Source organism: Flavobacterium sp., from assembly GCF_046317795.1.
Taxonomy (GTDB): domain Bacteria; phylum Bacteroidota; class Bacteroidia; order Flavobacteriales; family Flavobacteriaceae; genus Flavobacterium.
Genome location: NZ_JBKCVI010000190.1, coordinates 1 through 26896, shown reverse-complemented (window position 1 = coordinate 26896; position 26896 = coordinate 1). Strand labels below are relative to the sequence as shown.

General features: G+C 34.5%; 16 protein-coding genes. 13 read left to right on the top strand and 3 right to left on the bottom strand.

The annotated features are described in order from the left end of the window. Positions 1-137: 137 nt before the first annotated feature. The 13 genes from ACK5ON_RS11295 (at position 138) to rpsA (ending at position 20689) form a co-directional block, all read left to right on the top strand. Positions 138-2078 (top strand): alpha-1,4-glucan--maltose-1-phosphate maltosyltransferase, encoded by a 1941-nt coding sequence (locus tag ACK5ON_RS11295; RefSeq protein ID WP_409822471.1) that lies wholly within the window; start codon positions 138-140, stop codon positions 2076-2078. Next, entirely contained in the window at positions 2078-3703 is a 1626-nt protein-coding gene (locus ACK5ON_RS11290; RefSeq protein ID WP_409822468.1) for a maltokinase N-terminal cap-like domain-containing protein, read from the top strand. The genes ACK5ON_RS11295 and ACK5ON_RS11290 overlap by 1 nt, the downstream gene beginning before the upstream one ends. Positions 3704-4448: 745 nt before the next feature. Further along, positions 4449-4943, top strand: coding sequence for a hypothetical protein (locus tag ACK5ON_RS11285; RefSeq protein WP_409822465.1), 495 nt, complete (start codon positions 4449-4451; stop codon positions 4941-4943). Between the two features lie 78 nt (positions 4944-5021). After that, positions 5022-6926 (top strand): 1,4-alpha-glucan branching protein GlgB, encoded by a 1905-nt coding sequence (glgB, locus tag ACK5ON_RS11280; protein WP_409822462.1) that lies wholly within the window; start codon positions 5022-5024, stop codon positions 6924-6926. Positions 6927-7147: 221 nt separating this feature from the next. Further along, a complete protein-coding gene (locus ACK5ON_RS11275; RefSeq protein WP_409822459.1) occupies positions 7148-9547 on the top strand; it encodes a glycoside hydrolase family 31 protein in 2400 nt (799 codons plus the stop codon). Between the two features lie 77 nt (positions 9548-9624). Continuing rightward, positions 9625-10443: a M48 family metallopeptidase gene (locus ACK5ON_RS11270; protein ID WP_396174915.1), complete on the top strand. Its 819-nt coding sequence runs from the start codon at positions 9625-9627 to the stop codon at positions 10441-10443. Between the two features lie 72 nt (positions 10444-10515). Beyond that, complete coding sequence (locus tag ACK5ON_RS11265; protein ID WP_409822456.1) at positions 10516-11859, top strand: MFS transporter; 1344 nt, start codon at positions 10516-10518, stop codon at positions 11857-11859. Between the two features lie 42 nt (positions 11860-11901). Further along, complete coding sequence (locus ACK5ON_RS11260; RefSeq protein WP_409822453.1) at positions 11902-12798, top strand: DUF6252 family protein; 897 nt, start codon at positions 11902-11904, stop codon at positions 12796-12798. A 215-nt stretch (positions 12799-13013) separates the two neighbouring features. Continuing rightward, positions 13014-15464 (top strand): endopeptidase La, encoded by a 2451-nt coding sequence (gene lon / locus ACK5ON_RS11255; RefSeq protein WP_409822451.1) that lies wholly within the window; start codon positions 13014-13016, stop codon positions 15462-15464. Between the two features lie 131 nt (positions 15465-15595). Beyond that, the gene (gene porQ, locus ACK5ON_RS11250; RefSeq protein ID WP_396174923.1) at positions 15596-16627 is read left to right on the top strand and encodes a type IX secretion system protein PorQ; all 1032 of its coding nucleotides are present in this window, start codon (positions 15596-15598) and stop codon (positions 16625-16627) included. A 19-nt stretch (positions 16628-16646) separates the two neighbouring features. After that, on the top strand, positions 16647-17339 hold the full coding sequence (cmk, locus tag ACK5ON_RS11245; protein WP_409822449.1) for a (d)CMP kinase: 693 nt from the start codon (positions 16647-16649) through the stop codon (positions 17337-17339). A 68-nt stretch (positions 17340-17407) separates the two neighbouring features. Continuing rightward, the gene (locus ACK5ON_RS11240; protein WP_396174927.1) at positions 17408-18661 is read left to right on the top strand and encodes a nucleoside permease; all 1254 of its coding nucleotides are present in this window, start codon (positions 17408-17410) and stop codon (positions 18659-18661) included. Between the two features lie 252 nt (positions 18662-18913). Beyond that, positions 18914-20689, top strand: coding sequence for a 30S ribosomal protein S1 (gene rpsA / locus ACK5ON_RS11235; protein ID WP_396174929.1), 1776 nt, complete (start codon positions 18914-18916; stop codon positions 20687-20689). Positions 20690-20746: 57 nt separating this feature from the next. Here rpsA and ACK5ON_RS11230 read toward each other — a convergent pair whose 3' ends face one another. The 3 genes from ACK5ON_RS11230 to ACK5ON_RS11220 all read right to left on the bottom strand — a co-directional run bounded on the left by ACK5ON_RS11230 (position 20747) and on the right by ACK5ON_RS11220 (position 26690). Then, a complete protein-coding gene (locus ACK5ON_RS11230; protein WP_409822446.1) occupies positions 20747-21457 on the bottom strand; it encodes a hypothetical protein in 711 nt (236 codons plus the stop codon). A gap of 131 nt (positions 21458-21588) precedes the next feature. Further along, entirely contained in the window at positions 21589-24009 is a 2421-nt protein-coding gene (gene pheT / locus ACK5ON_RS11225) for a phenylalanine--tRNA ligase subunit beta (protein ID WP_409822444.1), read from the bottom strand. A 113-nt stretch (positions 24010-24122) separates the two neighbouring features. Beyond that, entirely contained in the window at positions 24123-26690 is a 2568-nt protein-coding gene (locus ACK5ON_RS11220; protein ID WP_409822442.1) for a DUF559 domain-containing protein, read from the bottom strand. Positions 26691-26896 lie beyond the last annotated feature (206 nt).

The following is a 26896-nucleotide window of genomic DNA, read 5'->3' as shown; positions in this document are numbered from 1 at the left end:
AGATAAGAGAATTAGTTTCGGAATTTGCAATGATTGTGTGTTTAATTGAGATTTTTTTGTCATTTCAATAATTTTTAATTCTAGCAGAAAGTTAAATTATTTTTTTTTAAATTTCAACATCATAAATATAAGTCAAAATGCAAAACCAAACTCGAATAATAATTGAAAATGTTTCTCCACAACTTGACGGTGGCGCTTTTTTTATCAAAAGAATTGTAGGTCAAAAAGTAATAGTTACTGCTAATGTTTTTTCTGATGGTCATGATGTCGTGGCCTGTAGTGTTAAATTTAAACACGAAAAAGAAAAGAAATGGCAAGAAATCAGAATGGTTGAAACAGGAAATGATGAATGGAGAGCTGAATTTCAAGTTGAAAAGCAAGGTTTTTATTCCTATTTGGTTGAAGGTTGGGTCGATTATGCTTTGAACTGGCAACATGGAACTCAAAGAAAAATTGAGGATAATCAGTATGTAAAATCAGAATTATTAGAAGGAGCTGAATATTGCGATGCTATCTTGAAAGAAGTTAGTAAAGAAGAAAAAGCCTATTTGACGACTGCTATCAAAGCATTTCAAGATGAAAAACAATATGATAAGGCGGTAGCTATTGCTTTATCACCTGAATTGCACCATATATTTAAAATGTATCCAACTCGAACTTTAGCCAATACTTCGGCTGAATTGCAAGTGTATGTTGATAGAAAGAAAGCGTTGTTTAGTACGTGGTATGAATTTTTTCCACGTTCAGCTTCGCAAGAAAAAGGGAAGCATGGTACGTTTAAAGATTGTGAAAAATTGTTACCAAGAGTGGCTGCCATGGGATTTGATACTTTGTATTTTCCACCTATTCACCCTATCGGAGAGGTAAATCGAAAAGGAAAAAATAATGCAACTAATGCACAACCAGGAGATGTGGGTTCGCCTTGGGGAATTGGCTCTAAACATGGTGGGCATAAGGCAACTCATCCTGAATTAGGAACTATAGATGATTTCAAATCGTTGGTTAATGCGGCAAAAAAACTAAACATAGAAGTCGCAATGGATTATGCTTTGCAAGCTGCACCGGATCATCCTTATGTAAAAGATTTTCCACAATGGTTCAAATGGCGTCCTGACGGAACTGTGCAATACGCCGAAAATCCACCAAAGAAATACCAAGATATTCAACCGATATATTTTGAAAGCGGCGATTGGAAAAACCTTTGGAAAGAATTACTAGATGTTGCTTTATTTTGGGTCGAGGAATGCGATATCAGGGTATTTAGAGTGGATAATCCGCATACAAAACCTTTTTATTTTTGGGGATGGTTAATTGCAGAAGTAAAGAAAATGCATCCTGATGTATTGTTTTTAGCAGAAGCTTTTACCAGACCGAAAATCATGCATGAACTGGCGAAGCAAGGTTTCTCTCAATCCTATACTTATTTTACATGGAGAAATACCAAAGCCGAACTAATTGAATATGTGGAAGAATTAACCAAAACAGAACAGAGTGAATTTTTCCGACCTAACTTTTGGCCGAATACACCTGATATTTTACCGTATGCACTTCAAAGTGGGCACGAAAGTGTGTACCTTCATAAGTACTTTTTAGCAGCAACTTTAAGTTCTAGCATCGGTATTTATGGACCCGTTTATGAATACATGATTTCGGAAGCTATGCCTGGCAAGGAGGAATATCATAATTCTGAAAAATATGAATTCTTCAATTGGGATTGGACTATTCAGAACAAATTAATTACAGTAATTACTCGACTGAATAAAATTCGTCATGAACATCTATCGTTACAACAAACCAATAACATTCAGTTTTGTGCTACTGATAACGACCATGTCATTTCCTATTACAAGTATGATGATCAACGATTAGACGAAACCTTGATGATTTGTAATATCGATCCTTATTATCCAAAACAAGCTTGGGTACAATTGCCTTTGAAAGCTCTAGGAATTCAACAAGGCCATTCTATTAAAGTGATTGAATTGATTACTGGAAACAGTTATATTTGGGATAAAGAATGGAATTTTGTTGAACTACATCCTTCTTTGCCATTTCATTTATTTAAAATTATAAAATAATGGAAAATAAAATTAACGAAGATGAATTTCAAAACACATTCGTTTTTAAAACCGATTGGAAACATGCTTTTGAAGGTGAAGAGTTTATCAAGATATTTTCTTCTGATATTTTAGAAAACTATATCATCAACAAACGATGGTATGGCGGTAAAGCCAGTACGCTAAAGTATATAGAAGTAGTCGATCATTTTAAAATAACTTCGAAGAAAAACACCTATTATGGTGTATTGTTGGAAGTGAATTTCAAAGAAGCATTTTATCAGCATTATTTCATGCCATTGGCATTTATGGCAGAAGAGGAGTTAGATACCAATACTATTATTGCTCCAGTACAAATGGGCAATGCCAAAGGATTTTTGGTGGATGCTTTACACCAAGAAGATTTCAGAAAATTGTTATTCGATAATATTGTTCAAGCCAAAGAAAATCCTGAGTTGAAATTGGTTTTTCATAAAGGAACCAAGTTTGAAGTTATGGAGTACAAATCTTCACGCTTCATGGGATTGGAGCAAAGCAATACTTCCATTATTTATAACGACGCTTTTGTTTTGAAAATTTTCCGCCGCATTTATGTGAGTACCAATCCTGACTATGAAATCAGTCGTTTTTTGACTGAGACCATGCATTTCAAAAGTTCGCCTGCTTATACCGGAAGTATTAATTTGGCACTGCCCGAAGGAAATATTACACTGGGATTGATGCAAGAATTAGTGCCCAATCAAGGGGATGCTTGGCAGTTTATGTTGGATGAAATTGATGGTGTATTTGGTAATTTGAAGCAAAAGAAAATCAAGATAGACAAACTGCCCGATATTCCTTTGTTTAAACGAGTAAAGATTAATGAAATTCCACCCGAGATTATTGATTGGGTGGGATTGAGTTTGTTTTTGCGTATTCAAACTATGGCAAAACGTACTGCCGAAATGCATATTGCATTAGGAGGATGCATACACGACACGGCATTCACTCCTACGACTTATAACGGCGATTATACCGTTTGGCTCAAAAACCGAATGTTGTATCAGTTTCAAAACCGATTGAATATTATAGAAAACAGTTTGCATAAATTAGATGGATTGGCTCTGGACTTAGCCCATCAATTCATGGAAAACAAGAAATTAGTCCGTAAGCATTTTGTCGATTTTGATTGGACTAAGATGAAGAGTGAACGCATCCGAATTCATGGGGATTATCATTTGGGACAAGTCTTGGTGAATGGTGATGATTTTTATATCTTAGATTTCGAAGGCGAGCCCGAAAGCACTATCCGCGATAGAAAAGTGAAACAACCACCACTGAAAGACGTTGCGGGGCTATTTCGTTCCTTTCACTACGCCATTTATGCCACTATTTTCAACAACAAAGACAAATATCCTTTTGACCAAGAGCAGCTTTTTAAGGCAGCCGAAATTTTATTCAACTATTTTGTAGGCGCTTTTTTAGAAACGTATGTAGAGAAAGCCCAAGGAGGAAATTTAAATATTGGATATAACCAAGAAATTGAGTTTCTATTGAAATATTGCTTAGTAGAAAAAGCGGTTTATGAGCTGGGTTATGAGTTGAACTCACGACCTCGCTGGGCGGTGATACCGTTGCGAGGGATACAGAGTATAATGGGGTATTAAGAATTGGGAAGATGGAAGATGGGAGATGGAAGATGGGAGTTGGAAGTGAAAAATTAGGAGCGAATGGCTCGGGCATTTTCAACAATCCCTATTCCCGCTTTCCGCGCTGCACGGCAGCCAGCTACAATCGGGGCTAAATAGGATTTGAATAGAAAAAAGTAGTCATTTATACAAACTGTCATCCCGAGTACTTCGGCTTTGCTCAGTATGGACTAGGGTGTCAGAAATAAAAAATAACAACTAACTAATATGAGGACGAGATTGCTTCGTTCCTCGCAATGACAAGAAAATAAAAAATAAGCAACCCTAACAGGGTTCAAAACCCTGTTAGGGTAAAAAAAACAAACAATAACAAACACTCGCTTCTCAGCTCCCCTCTCCTTTGGAGAGGGGTTGGGGGTGAGGATAAACCAAAAACCATGAACCAAGTACAAATAAAAAAAGCCCTTGTTTCCAAGGGCTAAAATCTTAAACTTGATTACGTTTCAATAAAGAAAGAGGCTGTATCAAGCATTACAAGGCAAAGATAGTAATTGTTTTTTAAAATAATCAAAAAAAATTGGAGTATAATAAATTAGAGTATTTTGTATCTCAACCCAGATTAAATAGATTTTTGATAGCTTGTGATAATTCTAAATCAAAAGCTCAAAAGCTTTATAGAATAAATTTGAGGGTTTCACAATCATTTTATCCTATTTTTAATTTGTTTGAAATATTTATTAGGAATTCATTTAATTATCAGGTTTTGGCTCATTTTGTTAATCCAAATTGGATAATGACGGAAAGAAATGGTTTTATGAGTTCGCCAAGTTTAACGGGTTCAAAATTTTTTTTAAGAAAATGTGTTGATAGTGCTGAGCAATCAATAATTAGAAAAGGAGGAACACTAACATCAGGTAAAATTATTGCCGAGCAGACATTAGGATTTTGGACAAGTTTATTTGATACTCATCATTATAGATTAATAGGAGGTTGTGTTATTCATACATTTGGTAATAAACCAGCTCAGATAAATAGGAGTATTATTTCTCAAAAGCTTAATAGAATTAGGGAATTTAGAAATAGGATTTATCATAACGAACCTATTTGTTTTGATGGTAACTCAATAGATTTCTCTGAAGCTATACTGATAAATAATGATATTTACGAAATATTAAATTGGATTGATACTGATTTAACCGATTATGTAGAGTATTTTAATGGAATTCAATCAAAAATTGATTCAGTTAATTATATTTAAAACGAAATTAAAAATAACTAATATGAGGACGAGATTGCTTTGCTTCGAAGCTCGCAACTCCTCGCAATGACAAAAATAATGAACCAAGTACAAGTACACTCTCTCTTCACCGATTTCGACATCGATTTATTCAAAGCAGGAAAACATTTTAGATTATATGAAAAACTAGGTGCACACCTCATAGAAGTAAACGGTGTGAAAGGCGTTTACTTTGCCGTTTGGGCACCATCAGCACGTTCCGTTTCCGTGGTGGGCGATTTCAATTATTGGATACAAGGGGAACATCAACTGAATGTACGTTGGGATGGTTCGGGCATTTGGGAAGGATTTATTCCCGGAGTGGATAAAGGCACACGGTATAAATATAAAATCCAATCCAATAATAATGGCATTATCACCGAGAAGGCCGACCCGTTTGCGCTCTTTTGCGAACATCCACCAGAAACGGCTTCTATCATTTGGGATCTTGACTATAAGTGGAAAGACAAGAAATGGATGGACACTCGTAAAGATAAAAACGGATTGGACAAACCCTATTCTGTTTATGAAGTACATCTGGGTTCTTGGAGAAGAAATGCCGAAGGAAAGTTTCTCACCTATCTTGAAATGGCAGACCAACTGGTGAGCTACGTCAAAGAAACTGGTTTTACTCATGTAGAGTTCATGCCTGTGATGGAGTTTCCTTATGACCCGTCTTGGGGCTATCAGTTGGTGGGTTATTTTGCCCCAACCTCTCGTTTTGGAAAGCCACAGGATTTTATGGTTTTGGTGGATAAATTGCACCAAGCTGGAATTGGGGTGATTTTGGATTGGGTACCATCCCATTTCCCAGAAGATGCTCATGGATTGGGCTTTTTTGATGGTTCCAACTTATATGAACATCCCGATAGACGCAAAGGGTTCCACCCCGATTGGAAGAGTTTGGTCTTTAATTATGGTCGAAATGAAGTGCGTTCGTTTCTCATTAGCAATGCCATTTTTTGGTTACAACAATATCATGTAGATGGCTTGCGAGTAGATGCTGTGGCTTCCATGCTCTATCTCGATTATTCCAGAAAAGATGGCGAATGGGAACCGAATATTTATGGAGGACGAGAAAACTTGGATACCATCAGTTTCCTAAAAGATTTTAACGAAGCTGTATATAGCAACTTCCCCGATGTGCAAACTATAGCCGAGGAAAGCACTAGCTTTCCGATGGTTTCACGACCTACTTTTATAGGCGGATTGGGTTTTGGTCTGAAATGGATGATGGGTTGGATGCATGACACGCTCCAATATTTCAAAAAAGAACCAATATACCGTCGCTTCCATCAAAATGATTTGACATTTTCAATGACGTATGCGTTTACAGAGAACTTCATGTTACCGTTGTCGCATGACGAAGTAGTTTATGGCAAAAAATCTATTCTTGGCAGAATGCCAGGTGATGAATGGCAGCGTTTTGCAAACCTACGATTGTTGTATGGCTATATGTTTACCCATCCCGGAACCAATTTATTATTCATGGGTGCCGAGTTTGGACAAAGCAGCGAATGGAATTTTGAAGGCAGTCTCGATTGGCATTTGTTGCAATATGGTTATCATGATGGCATTAAAAAATGCATCACCGATTTGAATGCGTTGTATAAAAACAATCCGGCGTTGTATGAAAAACAATTCCATGTTGATGGTTTTGAATGGATCAATTATTCCGATGCTGAAAATGCGGTTTTGAGCTACATCCGAAAAGGGTTAAATCCAAAAGACGACTTAATTATCGTTGCCAATTTTACTCCAGTGGTAAGAGAAAATTATAGAATTGGTCTACCAAGCAAAGGCAAACTAACTCAAATATTTAACTCGGATAGTACTGAATATGGCGGAAGTGGAGTAGTAATTACAAAACCTATCAAAATTGATAAAACTCCTTGGAATTATCGAGAATACTCTGCTGAATTGGTGTTGCCACCATTGGGAGTTACGGTATATAAAATAAGTTAAACTTTAGCCACTAACAATACTTCTCAAACCATTAAGAAATTAAGTTCCATTAAGAAAATACCTTAATAGGAAACACTTAATTAACTTAATTTCTTAATGGTTTAAAAATAAAATGTTTTATTAAAATCCGCAAACGTTGTAGTTAAAAATTACTTTAGCAATATGTAATTTATCTTAATTAACTTTTTAAATTCGCAACTTGACCATAAAAAAAAATCAATATGATTACCAACCAAGAACTTGAATATAAAGGAGACCAGTTTCCTTCTAAAATAATATCATTTCATCAAGAGGTTGACAGCATTTTTTTCAACACAGATAACAATATGATTCTGAAAATCACTATTTTTCGAGATAGTCTAATTCGGTTTCGTTATACTACCAAAGGATATTTCAGCAATGATTTCTCATACGCCATTGACAAAGCCCAATCGCATGGTTACAATCAATTGGAAGTGTTTGAAGAAAGCACTCATTATTTGATAAAAACCAGCAAAGTATATTGTAAAGTCAATAAAAAAGATGCCAAAGTTTCCATTCACGATATTGATGGTTTTGCTATTTTAGAAGATGAAATTGGGTTTCACTGGGAAGAGAGTTATGAGCATGGCGGCAATATTGTAAAAATGAGTAAACAATCAAAAGATGGAGAAAGTTTTTACGGATTGGGTGATAAAGCCACTCATCTAAATTTGAAAGGAAAACGATTAGAAAATTGGGCAACCGATCAATATGCTTTTCAGAAAGACCAAGAGCCATTATACAAAGTGGTTCCTTTTTATATTGGGTTGCATCATAACAAAGCTTATGGCGTTTTCTTCGATAACACGTTTAGAACTTTTTTTGACTTTTGTCATGAACGACGAAATGTAACCAGTTTTTGGGCAGAAGGTGGTGAAATGAATTACTACTTTATTTATGGTCCAAAAATGAGCGATGTTGTCACAGCTTATACTCATTTAACGGGAAAACCCGAAATGCCACCCATGTGGGCATTAGGATACCATCAATGCAAATGGAGTTATTATCCCGAAAGTAAAGTAAAAGAGGTCGCAGCCACTTTTAGAGAACTAAAAATTCCTTGTGATGCCATTTATTTGGATATTGATTACATGGAAGGATTTCGTTGTTTCACTTGGAGCAAAGAGTATTTCCCTGAACCCAAAAGAATGGTTGCCGAGTTGGCCAAAGAGGGTTTCAAAACGGTTGTTATTATTGATCCAGGAATAAAAATAGACAAAGATTATTCCGTTTATAAAGAAGCTTTAGAGAAAGATTATTTTTGTAAGCGTGCCGATGGACCTTATATGAAAGGAAAAGTATGGCCAGGCGAATGTAATTTTCCCGATTATACAAATCCTGATGTTAGAGAATGGTGGGCAGGTTTATTCAAAGAATTGATTTCAGAAATTGGAGTTAAAGGGGTTTGGAATGATATGAACGAGCCCGCAGTTATGGATGTCCCCGGAAAAACGTTTCCGTATGATGTTCGTCATGATTACGACGGAAATCCTTGCAGTCACAGAAAAGCACACAATATTTATGGAACTCAAATGGCAAGAGCAACTTACGAAGGTGTCAAACGATTTGCCTACCCCAAAAGACCATTTATTATTACTCGTTCTGCTTATTCGGGTGCGCAACGATACACGTCTTCTTGGACCGGTGATAATGTAGCCACTTGGGAACATTTATGGATAGCCAATATTCAAATGCAACGAATGTCCATTTCAGGAATGGGTTTCACGGGTTCTGATATTGGTGGATTTGCAGAACAACCTTCGGGTGAATTGTATGCGCGTTGGATACAACTAGGTGTGTTTCATCCTTTTTGCCGAACACATTCTTCTGGCGATCATGGCGAACAAGAACCTTGGTCATTTGGAGAAGAAGTAATTGATATTACACGAAAATTTGTGGAATTACGTTATCAATTGTTACCTTATTTATATACGATGTTTTGGCAATACGTCAATGAAGGAACACCAATGCTGAAGCCGCTGGTTTATTTTGATCAAGACGATTTTCATACGCATTACAGAACAGATGAATTTATTTTTGGAAATCAAATTTTAGTTTGTCCAATATTAGAACCCAATGCTTTAGGAAGAAGAATGTATATTCCAAAGGGAAATTGGTATAATTACTGGACAAACGAATTATTAGAAGGAAAAAAAGAGCTTTGGATAAAATCGGATTTTGATCAAATTCCGATTTTCGTTAAAGAAGGTGGTGTTATTCCAAAATACCCAGTCCAACAATATGTGGGAGAACTTCAATTTGACCAAATATCATTGGATGTATATTTCAAAATGGGTAAAGAAAAATCAGTGGTATACGAAGATGCTCAAGATGGTTATGATTATAACAAAGGGCGTTTTTCTTTGCGAACTTTTAATGCAACTGGTAAAGAAAAAGAACTCATTATCCAACAGCACAGAGAAGGAACATTTGAAACACAATATTCCAAGTTTAAAGTAAACCTCAAAGGATTGCCTTTTAAAGTGAAGAGAATTGAAGTGGATAATGAAAAAATCACTTTTGAAGACGTTCAATTTAATGGCGGTAACTTCTTAATTATTGATAAAGATTTCACTGAGATACACCTATTTGGGGCATAGATTATGTAATTTTTTAATTTAATTTTATAATTTTATTGATATTAGATTGTGTAAGTTTGTTATTCAATTTTTAAATTATGAAGAAGGGAGTTTTATTGTGTACGATGTTAGCGTTGATATTAATTCTATCGTGTGCTAAAAATCCGTTTACTGGAAAAAGTACTATGGCTTTGGTAGACAACAGCCAAATATTTCCAACTGCATTTCAGCAATATGGAACTTTTTTGAAGGAAAATAAAGTTATCGCTGGTACAACTGATGCCCTAAAAGTAGAGCAAGTTGGTATGAAAATAAGAGCTGCTGCAGAAAAATGGTTGAATGCCAATGGATATACCGAATATTTGAAAGATTATAGATGGGAATATAAATTGGTAGAAAATAAAGAAGTAAACGCATGGTGTATGCCGGGCGGAAAAATTGTAGTCTATTCTGGAATTCTCCCTATTACTAAAGACGAAGAAGGATTAGCAACCGTTATGGGACATGAAGTTTCTCATGCGTTAGCCAATCATGGTCAACAACGAATGAGTGCTGGAATGTTGCAACAAGCTGGTGCTGTTGGTGTTGCTGTTGCTACTGGAGGCGAAAGTGCCCAAACACAACAATTGGCTATGTTAGCTTATGGTGGCATATCACAATATGGCGGCATGATGCCTTTTAGCAGAAGTCATGAAAGTGAAGCTGATATGATTGGATTGAAATTAATGGCTATTGCGGGATACAATCCGGAAAGAGCTATTGAGTTTTGGGGAAGAATGTCAAAAGCATCTGGAGGACAAAAACCAGCAGAATTTATGAGTACGCATCCCTCAGATGAAACTAGAATTGCTAATTTAAAAAGATTAGTTCCTGAAGCTAAAGCTGAAGCATTAAAATTTGGCGTAACGTTTAAATAATATTCCAATTCTAAAAAAAGAGTATATTTAGTCCCGAATTAACTCGGGATTTTTTATTTAAAAAAACTAATTATGCCAATACTTCCTAAAGGTCATCCAAAATTACTCAATGCCTGGGCTTTCTATGATTGGGCAAATTCCGTTTATAGTTTGGTTATTGCTTCGGCTGTTTTTCCTATTTTTTATAAAATTATTTTTAAGGAAAGTGGCAGAAATTATGTCACCATTTTTGGAATGCAGTGCAAAGACACGGCTATGATTAGTTTTGTTACAGCTTTTGCTTTTTTGATAGTAGCGTTATTTTCTCCAATACTTTCAGGTATTGCGGATTATGTTGGGAATAAAAAATCATTTCTACGTTTTTTTTGCTATATGGGTGCTATTTCCTGTATTGGTTTGTATTGGTTTAATTTGGATAACTTATTTATTAGCTATACGCTTTACTTTTTTGGTTTGATTGGTTTTTGGTCGAGTTTAGTATTTTATAATTCCTATTTACCAGATATTGCTTTTCCAGATCAACAAGACCGTGTCAGTGCTCGAGGGTTCTCGTTGGGATATTTTGGGAGTACACTTTTATTGTTACTTAATTTAGCAATGGTTATGTTTCCTAAAACATTTGGAATAGATGGAGCAGAGGAAGCTATGCGTATTTCGTTTATTTCTGTCGGACTTTGGTGGATTGGCTTCAGTCATATAACGTATTACTATTTGCCCAAAGGAAATCAAAATAAACAGCCAATTACAAAAGCGGTTATTATGAATGGTTTTAATGAATTAAGAAAAGTTTGGCAGCAGTTACAAGAAAACCTTGCTTTGAAAAGATATTTATACAGCTATTTTGTTTTTATTATGGCGGTACAAACCGTAATGTTGATTGCTACCTATTTTGGTTCAACTGAAATAATTTGGAAAAATCCTGATGACCCTACTTTACAAGGTCTAGACAAAATTTTTCAGGTAGAAAAGACAGGTTTAATTATTTGTATTTTATTAATTCAATTGATAGCAATTGTTGGCGCATTTATTACATCGAGAGCTTCGGAGAAATTTGGCAATATCAAAACCTTACTTTTTTTAAATGCTTTTTGGGCTATTTTATGTGTCTTTGCTTATTCTATGAAAGTCCCAAATGATTTTTATATAATGGCAGGTTTAGTTGGATTGGTAATGGGTGGTATTCAGTCTTTAGCCCGCTCTACTTATTCTAAATTATTACCCGAAACAGAAGATACAGCTTCATTTTTTAGTTTTTATGATGTTACCGAAAAAATCGGAATCGTAATTGGGATGTCTATTTATGGAATTATAGATCAAGTTACGGGAAGTATGCGCAATTCGATTGTATTTTTGGGAGTGTTTTTTGTGATTGGTTTTTTTCTTTTACTAAGAGTTCCAAAAAAAGCATTGTCATAAATACAAAAAAAATTATATTTGAGCAATATTTACAAATTTGTTATGAAAAACTATAAAATTTTAATCGGATTATTTTTTATCCTTACTGCTTTCACATTTACTTCTTGTGAAAACGAACCAATCGATAGTGCTATTGATTTAGATGATTTTGATAATGGAGGAAATAATGGTCCTTCACTATTCAAAGCAGATTTTAGTGGCGCTACTTGGACAGCTACTTCAGTACAAGCAGTTAAATCAGGAAATTTTATTTCTATTGCAGCCGAAAAAGCAAATGGTGAGGGATTTGGTTTCCTTGTCGAAGCTTCTACAACAGGAACATATCCAGCAAATACAAATCTTTTGTCATATAACCCTGCAGGTTCTGAATATGGATACTGGGGAACCAATTTTAATAATCCAACCGAAAATACTGGTTCAATAACGATTTCAAATATAAATACAACAAACAATACTATATCTGGTACATTTAACTTTAAAGGATATTGGTCAGATACTACTGTCACTAACATTTTACCAGTTCAATTTACAAATGGTGTTTTTCAAAACATTCCTTATATAACTCAAGTGCAAACTGGTGATACATTTTTTGCTAAAGTAGGCGGAACAGAATTTGTAGATGTAGATATTCTATCAACTACCATTTCTATCGGAAGCCAAGAATTTATTAGTATTGGGGCTCAAAATGCAGCTTTAAATTCTATTTCAGTGTCTGTAAAAAGTTCTCTAGGTATTGGAACATATCCTATAACTGGCAACGCTACTACAGACGTTGTACAAGCAATTTATGACTTTAATGACACCAATTATAATGCCGCTTCTGGCTCAGTTACTATTATCTCAAAATCGGCAACCCGAATCAAAGGAACTTTTAATTTTGTAACTTCTGGTGCAACACCTTTTACTGTAACAGAAGGAGCATTTGATGTGGAATATTAACATTCAATTATAACTTGAAATCCGTCAATTTGGCGGATTTTTTTTGGCATTAAGATTGTCTTATCATTGTGCTGGTTGATCAAAAAAGTATATTTATCGATTTTAGCATAATTCAAATGTCAAATATTGATTTTAATTTATTTCTATTAAAAGTTTGCCCTACATTTGTTAATCATAATTAAAAATTAACGTCAATTTGACGAAATCAAAATTACATGTCAAACCAAAATATTTTTTCTATTGACAATCTGTCATTACAAGAATTCGATACGGAAACCGATTTAATTCCGCTTTTAACCCCTGAGGATGAAGAGGAAATGAATAATGAAGAACTTCCAGGTTCTTTACCTATTTTGCCTTTGCGAAATACAGTGCTTTTCCCTGGTGTGGTAATACCAATTTCTGCAGGAAGAGATAAATCGATTAAATTAATCAATGATGCCAATGCTGGTAATAAAATTATAGGTGTTGTTGCTCAAAAAAATGAAGAAGACGAAGATCCAACAAAAAATGATATTTACACCGTTGGAACTGTGGCACAAATCCTTCGTGTCCTTAAAATGCCAGATGGAAATATCACTGTAATTCTCCAAGGCAAAAAACGCTTTGCTATTGATGCTGTGACTAATGAAAAGCCCTACTTAAAAGCAACAATTAAAGAAGTTCAAGAAATAAGACCCGGCAAACACGATACAGAATTTGTAGCCATACTTGATTCAATCAGAGAATTAGCTATAGAAATTATTAAAGAAAGTCCTAATATCCCAACGGAAGCTACTTTTGCTATTAAAAATATTGAAAGTCAATCGTTTTTAATCAATTTTGTTTCTTCCAATATGAACCTAACGGTAAAAGAAAAACAAGATTTGTTGATTATTAATGCTTTAAAAGAAAGAGCTTTAGAGACTTTGCGATTTATGAATGTGGAGTTGCAAAAATTGGAATTGAAAAATGATATTCAGTCTAAAGTTCGTTTTGATTTAGACCAACAACAACGCGAATATTTCTTGCACCAACAAATGAAAACCATTCAAGAAGAGTTGGGGGGTGTTTCTAATGAACAAGATATAGAGGAAATGCGTCAAAAGGCAAAGACCAAAACTTGGAACGATAAAACGGCAAAACATTTTGAGAAAGAAATTTCTAAAATGCAGCGGATGAATCCTCAGGCACCCGATTTTGGTATTCAAAGAAATTATTTAGAATTATTTTTAGAATTGCCATGGAATCACTATTCCAAAGATAATTTTGATTTAAAACGCGCTCAAAAAATATTAGACAGAGACCATTTTGGATTGGAAGATGTAAAAAAAAGGATCATCGAACATTTAGCAGTATTGAAATTGCGAAATGACATGAAATCCCCAATCATCTGTTTAACTGGTCCTCCAGGAGTTGGTAAAACATCAATTGGAAAATCCATTGCCGAAGCTTTAGGGAGAGAATATGTTCGTATTTCACTTGGCGGTTTGCGTGACGAAGCTGAAATCCGTGGTCACCGAAAAACCTATATTGGTGCTATGCCAGGTAGAATTATTCAGAGTTTGAAAAAAGCAGGAACATCAAATCCAGTCTTTGTTTTGGATGAAATTGATAAATTATCAAATAGCCATCAAGGTGATCCATCTTCTGCTTTGTTAGAAGTTCTAGATCCAGAGCAAAACAATGATTTCTATGATAATTTCTTAGAAATGGGTTATGATTTGTCAAAAGTCATGTTTATAGCTACATCCAATAATATGGCAGCTATTCAACCAGCGTTGCAAGACCGAATGGAAATTATTAGAATGACTGGCTATACTATTGAAGAAAAAGTAGAAATTGCCCGTCAACATTTATTTCCAAAACAATTAAAAGAGCATGGTTTATCTAAGCAGCATTTAACCATTGGAAAAAAACAATTGGAGAAAATTGTTGAAGGTTATACTCGTGAATCTGGAGTGAGAAGTTTAGAGCAAAAAATAGCTCAAGTTATACGAAATGCTGCTAAATCAGTAGCAATGGAAGAGGAATACAACGTGAAAGTTTCAGATGAAGATATTGTTAAAATTCTTGGTGCACCAAAATTAGCTCGAGATAAATCAGAAAGCAATGATGTAGCTGGAGTAGTCACAGGTTTGGCATGGACTTCTGTCGGTGGTGACATTTTATTCATAGAATCTCTAATTTCTCCCGGAAAAGGGACATTAACCTTGACAGGAAATTTGGGAACTGTAATGAAAGAATCTGCAACAATAGCTTTAGAATATATCAAAGCCAATGCTGAAATTTTTGGTTTAGATTCAGGAATGATTTCCAAATATAATATTCATTTGCATGTGCCCGAAGGTGCCACGCCAAAAGATGGTCCAAGTGCGGGAATTGCTATGCTAACCTCGTTAGTCTCTCTTTTTACTCAAAAGAAAATTAAGAAAAACATTGCTATGACAGGCGAAATTACACTTCGCGGCAAAGTATTGCCTGTGGGCGGAATAAAAGAAAAAATTCTGGCTGCCAAAAGAGCTAACATTAAAGAAATAATTTTGTGTCAAGAAAACAAAAGCGATATTGAAGAAATTAAACCAGAATACATAGATGGCTTAACTTTTCATTATGTAAAAGAAATGAGCGAAGTCATTGATTTTGCTTTGACTAATGAGAAAGTAAAAAACGCTAAAAAACTTTAAATCCATAGTTATAGTTTCCAAAAAGGCATAAGAAAATAACGCTTATGCCTTTTCTTTTTTATCTTTTTTTACTAGGATATAAAATAATATCGTCGCATTTCCGTTATAGTATCTAGCAGAAGCCATTTTTGATGTTTAAAAAACTATTTTGTATTGTAACTCTCCACGCCTGTTTGATTGGTTTCAGTCAAGTAGGAGGAAAGTCAATATATCAATTTTTAAACTTAGTAACCTCACCAAGGCAAGCTGCTATTGGAGGAAAGGTAATTACCTTTTATGACAAAGATGTCAATCAAGCGCATTTTAATCCAGCTTGTATTAATCCAGAAATGGACAATAAATTGTCATTAAACTATGGAAGTTATTTTGGAGAAGTGACTTATGGAACGGCTTCTTATGCTTATACTTATGACAGACACGTGCAAACTTTTTTTGGTGGTGTGAATTATGTCAATTATGGAAAATTTGATGGATATGATGAAAACGGTCAACAAACATCAGATTTTTCAGGAAGCGAAATTGCCTTGACTTTTGGGTACGCTTATAATATTCCGTTTTCTGATTTTTATATTGGAGCCAATGCCAAGTTGATTTCCTCCACATTAGAAAGTTATAATTCTTTTGGAGCAGCGGTCGATTTAGGCGTTTTGTTTATTGATGAAAGAAATGATGTAAATTGGGCATTGTCAATTAGAAATTTGGGAACCCAAATTACACCTTACGCAGAAACTAGAGAAAAATTACCTTTGGAAGTGTTAATTGGAGTTTCTCAATTGATGGAAAATGTTCCCATACGTTGGCACTTAACGTTAGAAAATATGCAACAATGGCAATTGGCGTTTTCAAATCCAAATAGGGCAGAAGGTTCATTGGATGGCGGTTCAACTCCTGAGAAAGTTTCTTTTTTTAACAATGCTTTGCGTCATGTAATTATTGGTGCCGAATTATTTCCCGACAAAGGATTTAATATTCGATTAGGGTACAATTTTAGAAGAGCCGAAGAATTACGTATCTTAGAGCAACGAAATTTCTCCGGAATTTCTGTAGGTTTTGGGTTAAAAGTGAATAATCTAAAATTTAATTATTCCTATTCACGATATACATTAGCGGCCAATACCAGTCTCTTTGGATTGACCATTGATTTTTCCGGAAATAGGTATTAAAAACAATTAGCATTTGTATATGAAAAAAATCACTATCGCTATCGATGGGTTTTCTTCCACAGGAAAGAGCACTTTAGCCAAACAGTTGGCCAATCATTTGGGTTATATTTATGTTGATTCGGGTGCGATGTACCGCGCAGTAACATTATTTGCTATGCAAAACGGTTATATTGGAACTGATTTTTTTGACAAACAAACATTAATCAATAGCTTACCTTACATAAAATTACATTTTCAATTTAATCCCGAAATAGGTTTTGCTGAAATGTATTTAAACGAAATGAATGTTGAAAAGGAAATCCGAACCATCGAAGTTTCTAATTTTGTGAGCAAAATTGCTGAAGTTTCTGAAGTTCGTGCCAAATTGGTAGAACAGCAACAAGAAATGGGTAATAAAAAAGGTATTGTTATGGATGGTCGCGATATTGGAACAGTAGTTTTTCCTGATGCTGAACTTAAAGTTTTTATGAATGCCAGTCCTGAAACTCGTGCTCGAAGACGATTTGATGAGTTACAGTCAAAAGGGCAAAAAGTTACTTTTGAAGCGGTGTTAAAAAATGTACAAGAAAGAGATTTTATTGATACGCATCGTGACGATTCACCTTTGGTGAAAGCAGATGATGCTATCGAGATTGACAATTCTTCGCTCACTAGGGAGGAACAGTTTAATGTAGTTTTAGAATTAGTTGAAAAGGGTACTAAATTTTTGTAAATTTTTGATTATCTCAATTTAAATAGTAGATTTACTAGCTATTTTTCAACTAAACCAAAATTATTTTTATGAGTATAAAATTCAGATTAACGTTGATGAGTTTCCTCCAATTCTTTGTTTGGGGAGCATGGTTGATAACAATTGGCACCTACTGTTTTAATGCTAAAGGTTGGACTGGAGCTGAGTTTGGTGCCATATTTTCTACTCTAGGGCTTTCATCTTTATTCATGCCTGCCATAACAGGAATAATTGCAGACAAATGGCTAAATGCAGAGAAGCTTTATGGTATTCTTCATATTTTTTATGGTTTAATCCTTTTTTATGTTCCTAGTGTAAATGATCCAAATACTCTTTATTATGTGATTTTTGGAGCTATGATTTGCTACATGCCAACTATTTCTTTATCTAATTCAATTGCATACAATATACTTAAAAATAATAATTATGATGTTGTAAAGGTATTTCCACCAATAAGAGTTTGGGGAACTATTGGTTTTATTTTTGCAATGTGGATAACTAATTTGACGGGAAGTAAAGCAAATGCTAATCAATTTTATATAGCAGCAATTATGGCTATTGTATTGGGGATTTATTCTTTTACTTTACCAAAGTGTCCACCACAAAAAACTATTTCTAATGATGCCACCTTATTAGAACAGTTAGGTTTAAATGCATTTAAGCTTTTTACAAATTCTAAGATGGCTTTGTTTATGATTTTTTCAATGTTTCTAGGAGCTGCATTGCAATTAACTAATATGTATGGAGATTCTTTTTTAGATGATTTCAAAAAAATACCTGAATATACTGACTCATTTGTTGTGAAGTATTCAACAATAATCATGTCAATTTCCCAAATATCTGAAACTTTATTCATTCTAGCTATTCCATTTTTCCTAAAACGGTTTGGTATTAAGCAAGTAATGTTGTTTTCAATGATAGCTTGGGTTTTACGTTTTGGGTTATTTGCTTATGGAAATCCAATGGATGGTTTGTGGATGATTATTTTATCTTGTATTGTATACGGAATGGCTTTTGATTTTTTCAATATATCAGGATCTTTATTTGTAGAAACTACAACAGATTCTAAAATTCGTTCTTCAGCTCAAGGATTGTTCATGATGATGACAAATGGGGTTGGAGCTTATTTAGGGAGTAAAATTAGCGGCTATGTAATTGATAAATATTTTACAAATGATGGAAATAAAGATTGGCATGGAATATGGTTTTCATTTGCCGTATATGCCTTACTAATAACAATTCTTTTTGCTATTTTCTTCAAACACAAACACGAACCAAATGATATTGCGAATGTCAGTCATTAAAAATTTCGGTATACTATTTCAACCCTTTCTGAGTTTCAAACACTGAAAGGGTTTTTTAATTGTAGTATTTTAGTCTTTTCTCTAACATCTTTTTTCTATTTTCTATTTGCAAATACATAAAAAAGAATTACTTTTGCAGTCCTTTTGGCGGTAAGCGTTTCCTTTAGGGTTCAACTATTTATATAAACAACTTCTGTTTTTTTCACCGCATCAAGAAACACAGATAAAACAGAATACAAATTTTTTATCAGCATGGCTGTATTAGACAAAGAACAACAAGCGTTTTTAAACGATTTTAACTGGCACAATTACTCAGAAGGTATTGATGCAGTAGATGAAAAAAACTTACAAGAGTTTGAAGATTTAGTAACTAAAACTTTTATTTCAACTGACCAAGAGGAAGTTGTAGAAGGTTTTGTAGTTAGAATTACTGACAGAGACGCCATTGTTGACATTAATGCAAAATCGGAAGGTGTTATTTCATTAAACGAATTCCGTTACAACCCAGGATTAAAAGTGGGTGACAAAGTAGAAGTATTAATTGACGTTCGTGAGGACAAAACTGGGCAATTAGTATTATCTCACAGAAAAGCTAGAACTATCAAATCTTGGGATAGAGTTATTGCTGCTAATGAAACTGGAGAAATTGTTCAAGGTTTTGTTAAATGTAGAACTAAAGGGGGTATGATTGTAGATGTTTTCGGAATTGAAGCATTCTTACCAGGTTCACAAATTGATGTGAAACCAATTCGTGATTATGATGTATATGTAAACAAAATGATGGAATTTAAAGTCGTAAAAATTAATCACGAATTTAAAAACGTTGTAGTTTCGCACAAAGCGCTTATTGAAGCAGATATTGAAATCCAGAAAAAAGAAATCATCGGTCAGTTACAAAAAGGACAAGTATTAGAAGGTGTGGTTAAAAACATTACTTCTTATGGTGTGTTTATTGATTTAGGTGGTGTTGATGGATTAATCCATATTACTGACCTTTCTTGGTCTAGAATCAATCACCCAAGTGAAGTGCTTGAATTAGATCAAAAATTAAACGTTGTAATACTTGATTTTGATGATGAGAAAACAAGAATTCAATTAGGGTTAAAACAATTGAACGCTCATCCATGGGATGCTCTTGATGCTCAACTAGCTGTTGGAGATAAAGTGAAAGGTAAAGTAGTTGTAATCGCTGATTACGGTGCATTTATTGAAGTAGCTGAAGGTGTTGAAGGTTTAATCCACGTTTCAGAAATGTCTTGGTCAACGCACTTAAGAAGTGCTCAAGATTTTGTAAAAGTGGGCGATGTAGTTGAGGCAGTTATCTTAACTCTTGATAGAGATGATAGAAAAATGTCGTTAGGTATCAAGCAAATGACACAAGATCCATGGACTGATATTACGGCTAAATATCCTGTAGGTTCTAAACACACAGGTATCGTTAGAAACTTTACTAACTTCGGAATATTCGTTGAGTTAGAAGAAGGAATTGACGGTTTAGTGTATATCTCAGATTTATCTTGGACTAAGAAAATCAAACATCCATCAGAGTTTGTTAATGTAGGTGACAATTTAGAAGTAGTTGTATTAGAGTTAGATGTTGAAGGACGTAAATTATCTTTAGGTCACAAACAAACTACAACTAATCCTTGGGACAAACATGAAGATGCTTACGCTGTTGGAACTATCCACACTGGAACTATCGCTGAGATTGTTGACAAAGGTGCTACTGTAGATTTCGGAGATGATGTGGTTGCATTTATTCCAACACGTCACTTGGAAAAAGAAGACGGTAAGAAATTGAAAAAAGGTGACGAAGCTGAATTCAAAGTAATTGAATTTAACAAAGAATTTAAAAGAGTTGTTGCATCGCACACTGCTATTTTCAAAGAAGAAGAAGAGAAAAATGTGAAAGCGGTTGCAGAAGCAGTTGCTTCAAACAACAATGCTCCAGCTTCAACTCTTGGAGATAACAATGATATTCTTGCTGGTTTGAAAGCCAAAATGGAGAAAACTGAGAAAAAGAAATAATTTTCTTTTATCGTTATAAAGTAAAAGTCCTCTCGTTTTTTAACGAGGGGACTTTTTTTAGTTATTATAATATTTGCGCTGCCAAATTTCTTCGTTGAAGTTTTTTCCCATCATAAAAAAGTAATAGGCAAAAACAGCAACAATAGATTTAAAAGCAAAAAGGAATACAATCAATGGCGCCAAAGGAACTGATTTACTCAAGTTATTTTCGGGCACAAGTAGAGCTACAATTATACTAACCAAAATACTAGTTATCGTAAAGTTGCTCAAATTTTTAACTGGCCAAACGAATAGTTTTCTATACCAGTTGAACTCATCTCCCCATTTGTGCACTAAATAGTAATAGTTGTTTCCAATAGGAATAAATAGTATTGGGTCATCATAATTTAAAAGATGGAAAGCTTTACTTGGAGCTACTATTTTAAAACCAGTCAGTTTAGTTTGGTGCTCTTTTTCAAGATTTTTTATTTTACTGATAGCTTCCTCTGGAATGCTGTTTTTGAATAAACTGCTGTCTAAAAAACGAAGACGGTAATCAACACAAATCTTTTCAATATGATTAATATGAAAAATATTTTCAGTTTTCAGTAAATCAAAAACTAATGCATTCTTATTTATAGCTTCATTTTTCAGTGATAACTGATTTGAAATCTCATTTCTAGAAATTTCGTCTTCAAGAAGTATCTTTTCAACCTGCAACAACAAATCACTATTTTTCTCTTTATCTCTAATAGTTTTTAGTTCCAATTCAAGATTAACATTTTTCATAATGGCTCTTTTTTTCAAAATTAAATAAATTTGAAATAATTTATTATTAAATTTCAATGTTTAACAATTGTTCATACAAAAAATGCCCGAATTTCTTCGAGCATTTCTTCGTGTATATAAAATAATCATTTTTATCTCAAACTCGCACCCAATTCTATTTCCATATTTTTCTGAAGTTTATTCATGATTTTATCAATCTGTTCCTCAGTCAAGGTTTTGGAATTGTCTTGCAAAGTGAAACTTACCGCATAGGATTTCTTTCCTTCTGGAAGGTTTTTGCCTTCGTAAACATCAAACAAATTGATGTCTTTTAAAAGCGATTTTTCCGTTTGTCGCGCAATACTATAAATAGCATCAAAAGCTACGGATTGGTCAACCAAAAGCGCCAAATCTCTTCTCACTTCTGGATATTTAGGAATGTCAGTAAATTTGATTTTAGTACTAATTAATTTTAGAATTAAATTCCAATTAAAATCGGCATAGAAAACTTCTTGTTTAATATCAAAATATTTCAAAATTGATTTCTTCACAGTGCCAAATTCCACTAAAATATCATTGCCACAAGCTATCGCCATTCCTTCGGCAAATACATCTGAAGTTGCAGGTTTGTTTTGAATTTTATTAATGCCTAAACGCTCTAAAACGGAAGTCACATATCCTTTGAATAAAAAGAAATCAGTAGGTTTTTGAGCGTTTGTCCAACTTTCTTCACTTCGGTTTCCAGAAGCGAAAAGCGTTAAGTGTTTTGGTTCAACGTAACCCGATGGCAATTTGTGATAGGTTTTTCCAAATTCGAATAACTTTAAATCACTATTTCTTCGGTTGATGTTATAAGAAACGGCTTCCAAACCTGAAAACAACAAGGATTGACGCATAGCCGACAAATCATTGCTCAACGGATTTAACATCATCACATTGTATTCTTCTTTTAGCATTTCGGATAAGACAACATAGTGGGGGGTTGTCAAAGAATTTGCCATCATTTCGTGGAAACCTAAGCTATTCAATTGATTTGCAATGATATTTTGCACTTTATAATCTTCGGTTCTTGCCGAATTGGAAACCGAAGCGTTCAATTTTTTAGTAAAATTGATGTTATTGTATCCATAAACTCTCAAGATTTCTTCAATGACATCTATCTCACGTTGCACATCCACACGGTAAGACGGAATAATTAATCCTAAACCCGCATCGGAAACTGTAGTTATTTTAATATCTAATGACGCTAATATTTTTTTTATAGTTTCTTCAGGTAATTCTTGCCCGATCAACTTAGCAGTTTTGTCAAAATTCAAAAAAACTGGGAAGTCTTCCATCTTTTTTGGGTAGATATCAATGATGTCTGATGTTATTTCCCCACCAGCAACTTCTTTTATCAAAAGTGCAGCGCGTTTTAAGGCAAATTCAGTGATATTTGGATCAATTCCTCTTTCAAAACGGAATGAAGCGTCTGTATTCAACCCATGTCTTTTGGCAGATTTTCTAATGCTCACAGGATTGAAATAAGCACTTTCTAAGAAAATGGAATTTGTAGTTTCAGTAATACCAGAGTTTATTCCTCCGAAAACTCCAGCAATACAAAGCGGTCCTTTTTCATCGCAAATCATCAAATCTTCTTCGTGCAACGTTCTCTCAATAGCATCAAGCGTGGTAAATTTTGTTCCAGCTGCTAAAGTTTTCACAATGATTTTACCATTAATTTTTGCTGCATCAAAAGCGTGAAGTGGTTGCCCTAAATCATGCAGAATATAATTGGTAACATCAACAATATTGTTTTTTGGAGTAATTCCAATCGCTTTCAATCGGTTTTGCAACCATTCTGGAGATGGTTTAACCGTTAATCCAGATAGGGTTACACCACAATATCTTGGGGCTAGTTTGCTATCCTTGACATCGACATCGATTTTTAAGGTTCTTTTGTCAATTCGGAATGTACTAACCGAAGGCGTAATTAACTCGATATTACTATTTTTTTGTAACAAACTAGCACGTAAATCTCGAGCCACGCCATAATGCGACATGGCATCAGCTCTATTTGGTGTTAACCCAATTTCAAACACCTCGTCATTTTCGATATTGAATACCTTAGCCGCTGGAGTTCCTGGTTTTAAATTAGCATCTAAAACCATAATGCCTTCATGACTTGTTCCGAGACCTAATTCATCTTCGGCACAAATCATTCCGTGACTTTCCTGCCCACGAATTTTTCCCTTTTTGATTTCAAATGCAACACCTGCTGCATCAAACAATTTTGTGCCAATAGTCGCAACTGGAACGTTTTGTCCTTTAGCAACATTGCTCGCACCGCATACGATTTGAACTGGATTTCCATCTCCTAAATCAACCGTTGTAATGCGCAATCTATCAGCATCGGGATGCTTTTCACAGGACAAAACATGACCTACGACAACACCTTCTAGTCCACCACGAACCGATTGGTATTTCTCCACCACTTCCACTTCCAACCCTAAGTCTGTTAGTAAGGTTGCAGTCTCTTCTGATTTTAAATCTATTTTAATGAATTGTTTTAGCCAATTGTAGGATATCTTCATTTGAATATGTTTGTTTTTTCAAGTTGCAAAGATAAAATTAATAAGTCAATGTGTCAAAGTGAAAATGAGTTTAATTAGGATTAATAAGTAAACTTCTAACATCTAACTTTGAATTAACTTATATAATTCCAAATATTTTTCTTTTTAGTCAATTCAATAAATGCGGCTCGCATCGTTTGATGTTCGGGTAAACTCATGGAAGCATCTTTTTTTAGTAATTCCATTGCTTTTTGTCTTGCCACCATCAAAATATCTCTATCTCTAACCAAATCGGCAATCTGCAAATTAAGCACACCGCTTTGTTGTTTGCCCATCATATCGCCTGGACCGCGTAGTTTCAAGTCAACTTCCGCAATTTCGAAACCATCATTGGTTTGACACATCGTTTCCAGCCGAATTTTACTATCATTCGATAATTTAAAAGAAGTCATCAAAATGCAATAACTCTGTTCAGCGCCACGACCAACACGACCGCGCAACTGATGCAGTTGTGACAACCCAAAACGTTCGGCGCTTTCTATAATCATCACACTTGCATTCGGGATATTTACACCCACTTCAATCACGGTGGTGGCGACCATAATATTGGTTTTACCTTCGGCAAAGCGTTTCATTTCGGCATCTTTATCGGCGGGTTTCATTTTACCGTGAACGATGGAAATGCTGTATTGAGGCAACGGAAAATCACGAGAAATGCTCTCATAACCATCCATTAAATCTTTGTAATCCATGGTTTCACTTTCCTTAATTAAAGGATATACGATATAAATTTGCCTTCCTTTTGCAATTTCATCTTTTATGAATTTCCACACTTTTAATCGGTTGCTGTCATAGCGATGGACGGTTTGAATAGGTTTTCTTCCCGGTGGCAATTCGTCAATTATTGAAATATCCAAATCGCCATACAAACTCATGGCTAACGTACGAGGAATTGGTGTAGCAGTCATTACCAAAATGTGTGGTGGAATAGCCCCACCAACCTCCCCAGAGGGGAGGCTTTCAAAGATTGCACTTATTTTTTTTAGCGTGTTATCAGTGTCAACAATTACTTCTTCATTAGTAAAACGAATGACTTTGAAGCCAATTTCATTTAAAATTTGTGTACGTAATTCATCGGCTTCTTTTTGTTCATTAGTATTATGATATCCGCCATCAACTTCAATTATTAGTTTTTTTTCAAGGCAAATAAAATCAACAATAAACATATCAATAATGTGTTGTCTTCTAAACTTATAATTCAAATTTTTATTTCTCAAAAATTCCCATAAAATGGCTTCCGCTTGAGTACTTTTCTTTTTGTTCTGATTTTTAAGGTCTTTTAAAAGATTGTATGTTGATGGTTTAGCTGTTTGATATTTTTGTATTACGGTTTCCACTTCCCTCCTTTGGAGGGACTGAGGGAGGCCGCCTTTCTTCCACAATTTGGAACGTTGTTCCACCCCAAAACGATGTTGTTCATCAATAATAGCTAGGCCTAAGTTCTGAAACTGCACTTTGTCTTCCAACAAGGCATGTGTGCCAATAAGAATGTGTAAAGTTCCGTTTTCCAATTCTTCGTGAATAATTTTTCGCTCGGCTGTTTTGGTAGAACCCGTTAGGATTTTTATGTTGACATTTAGTCCCGAAATTTCGGGATTTAGCAATTCTATTAACCCATTATAATGTTGGTTTGCCAAAATTTCTGTTGGTGCCATCAAGCAACTTTGAAAACCATTATCTAGAGCAATCAACATTGCCATCAGCGCGACAATAGTTTTTCCCGAACCCACATCACCTTGCAACAATCGGTTCATCTGGGCATGGGTTCCCATATCGTTTCTGATTTCTTTCAGTACTTTCTTCTGCGCATTGGTCAACTCAAAAGGCAAATGATTTTGGTAGAAATTATTAAAATTTTCACCCACAATGGTAAATGGGTGCCCTTTAATTTTATGTTTCCGAACTAGGTTTTTTGTAATCAATTGCAATTGGATAAAGAATAATTCTTCAAACTTCAATCGAAATTGGGCTTTAGATAATAACTCTTGACTTTTCGGAAAATGAATATTAAACAACGCAGCATTTTTTGGAATTAGTTTTAATTCTTCTATCAAATATTGAGGTAATGTTTCTGCGAAATTGGCTTGGGTTTCCAGAAAAACCAGTTGCATCATTTTATTAATAACACGATTGGAAATGCCGCGATTGGTTAATGTTTCTGTCGATGGATAAACAGGTTGCATTGCCGAACGCAAACTTTGTTCATGTTCAGTAAGCAATTCCAGTTCAGGATGCGCCATGCTGTACTGTCCACTGAAATTAGTCACTTTTCCAAAAATAACATAAGGAATATTGAGTTTCAATGTATCTCTAATCCACTTGTGTCCTTGGAACCAATTGAGTTCCATTTGCCCTGTATCATCAATAAATGTAGCAACCAATCTTTTTTTGGCTTTGCCAAATTCAACCGTTTTAATATTGATAATTTTACCTACAATTTGAACTTCGGCAATAGTCCCGAGACTTTGGGATTGAATTTCGTTAATTTTGTAATACCGAGTTCTATCAATGTATCGATTGGGATAAAAATGAAGCAAATCTTCATATTTGTGAATGCCAACTTCCTTACGCAACAATTCTCCACGTTGAGGTCCAACGCCTTTGAGGTATTCGATGGGAGTTTGGAGAAGTTGATTGGACATTGTAAGAAATTGTTAAAGCGAAGATAAGTTTTTAAATTGAAAATTTTAAATCATTATATTCGTAATCTATAATAGTTAACCAATGCGACTACTTTTTTTCCTTTTCCTTTCCTTTTTTTCTTTCGCCCAACAAACTTCTAAAGTGGATTTTAAAACGGCTAATGGAAATATTTCAATTAATCCTATTGAGAAAAAAGTTTTTGGTT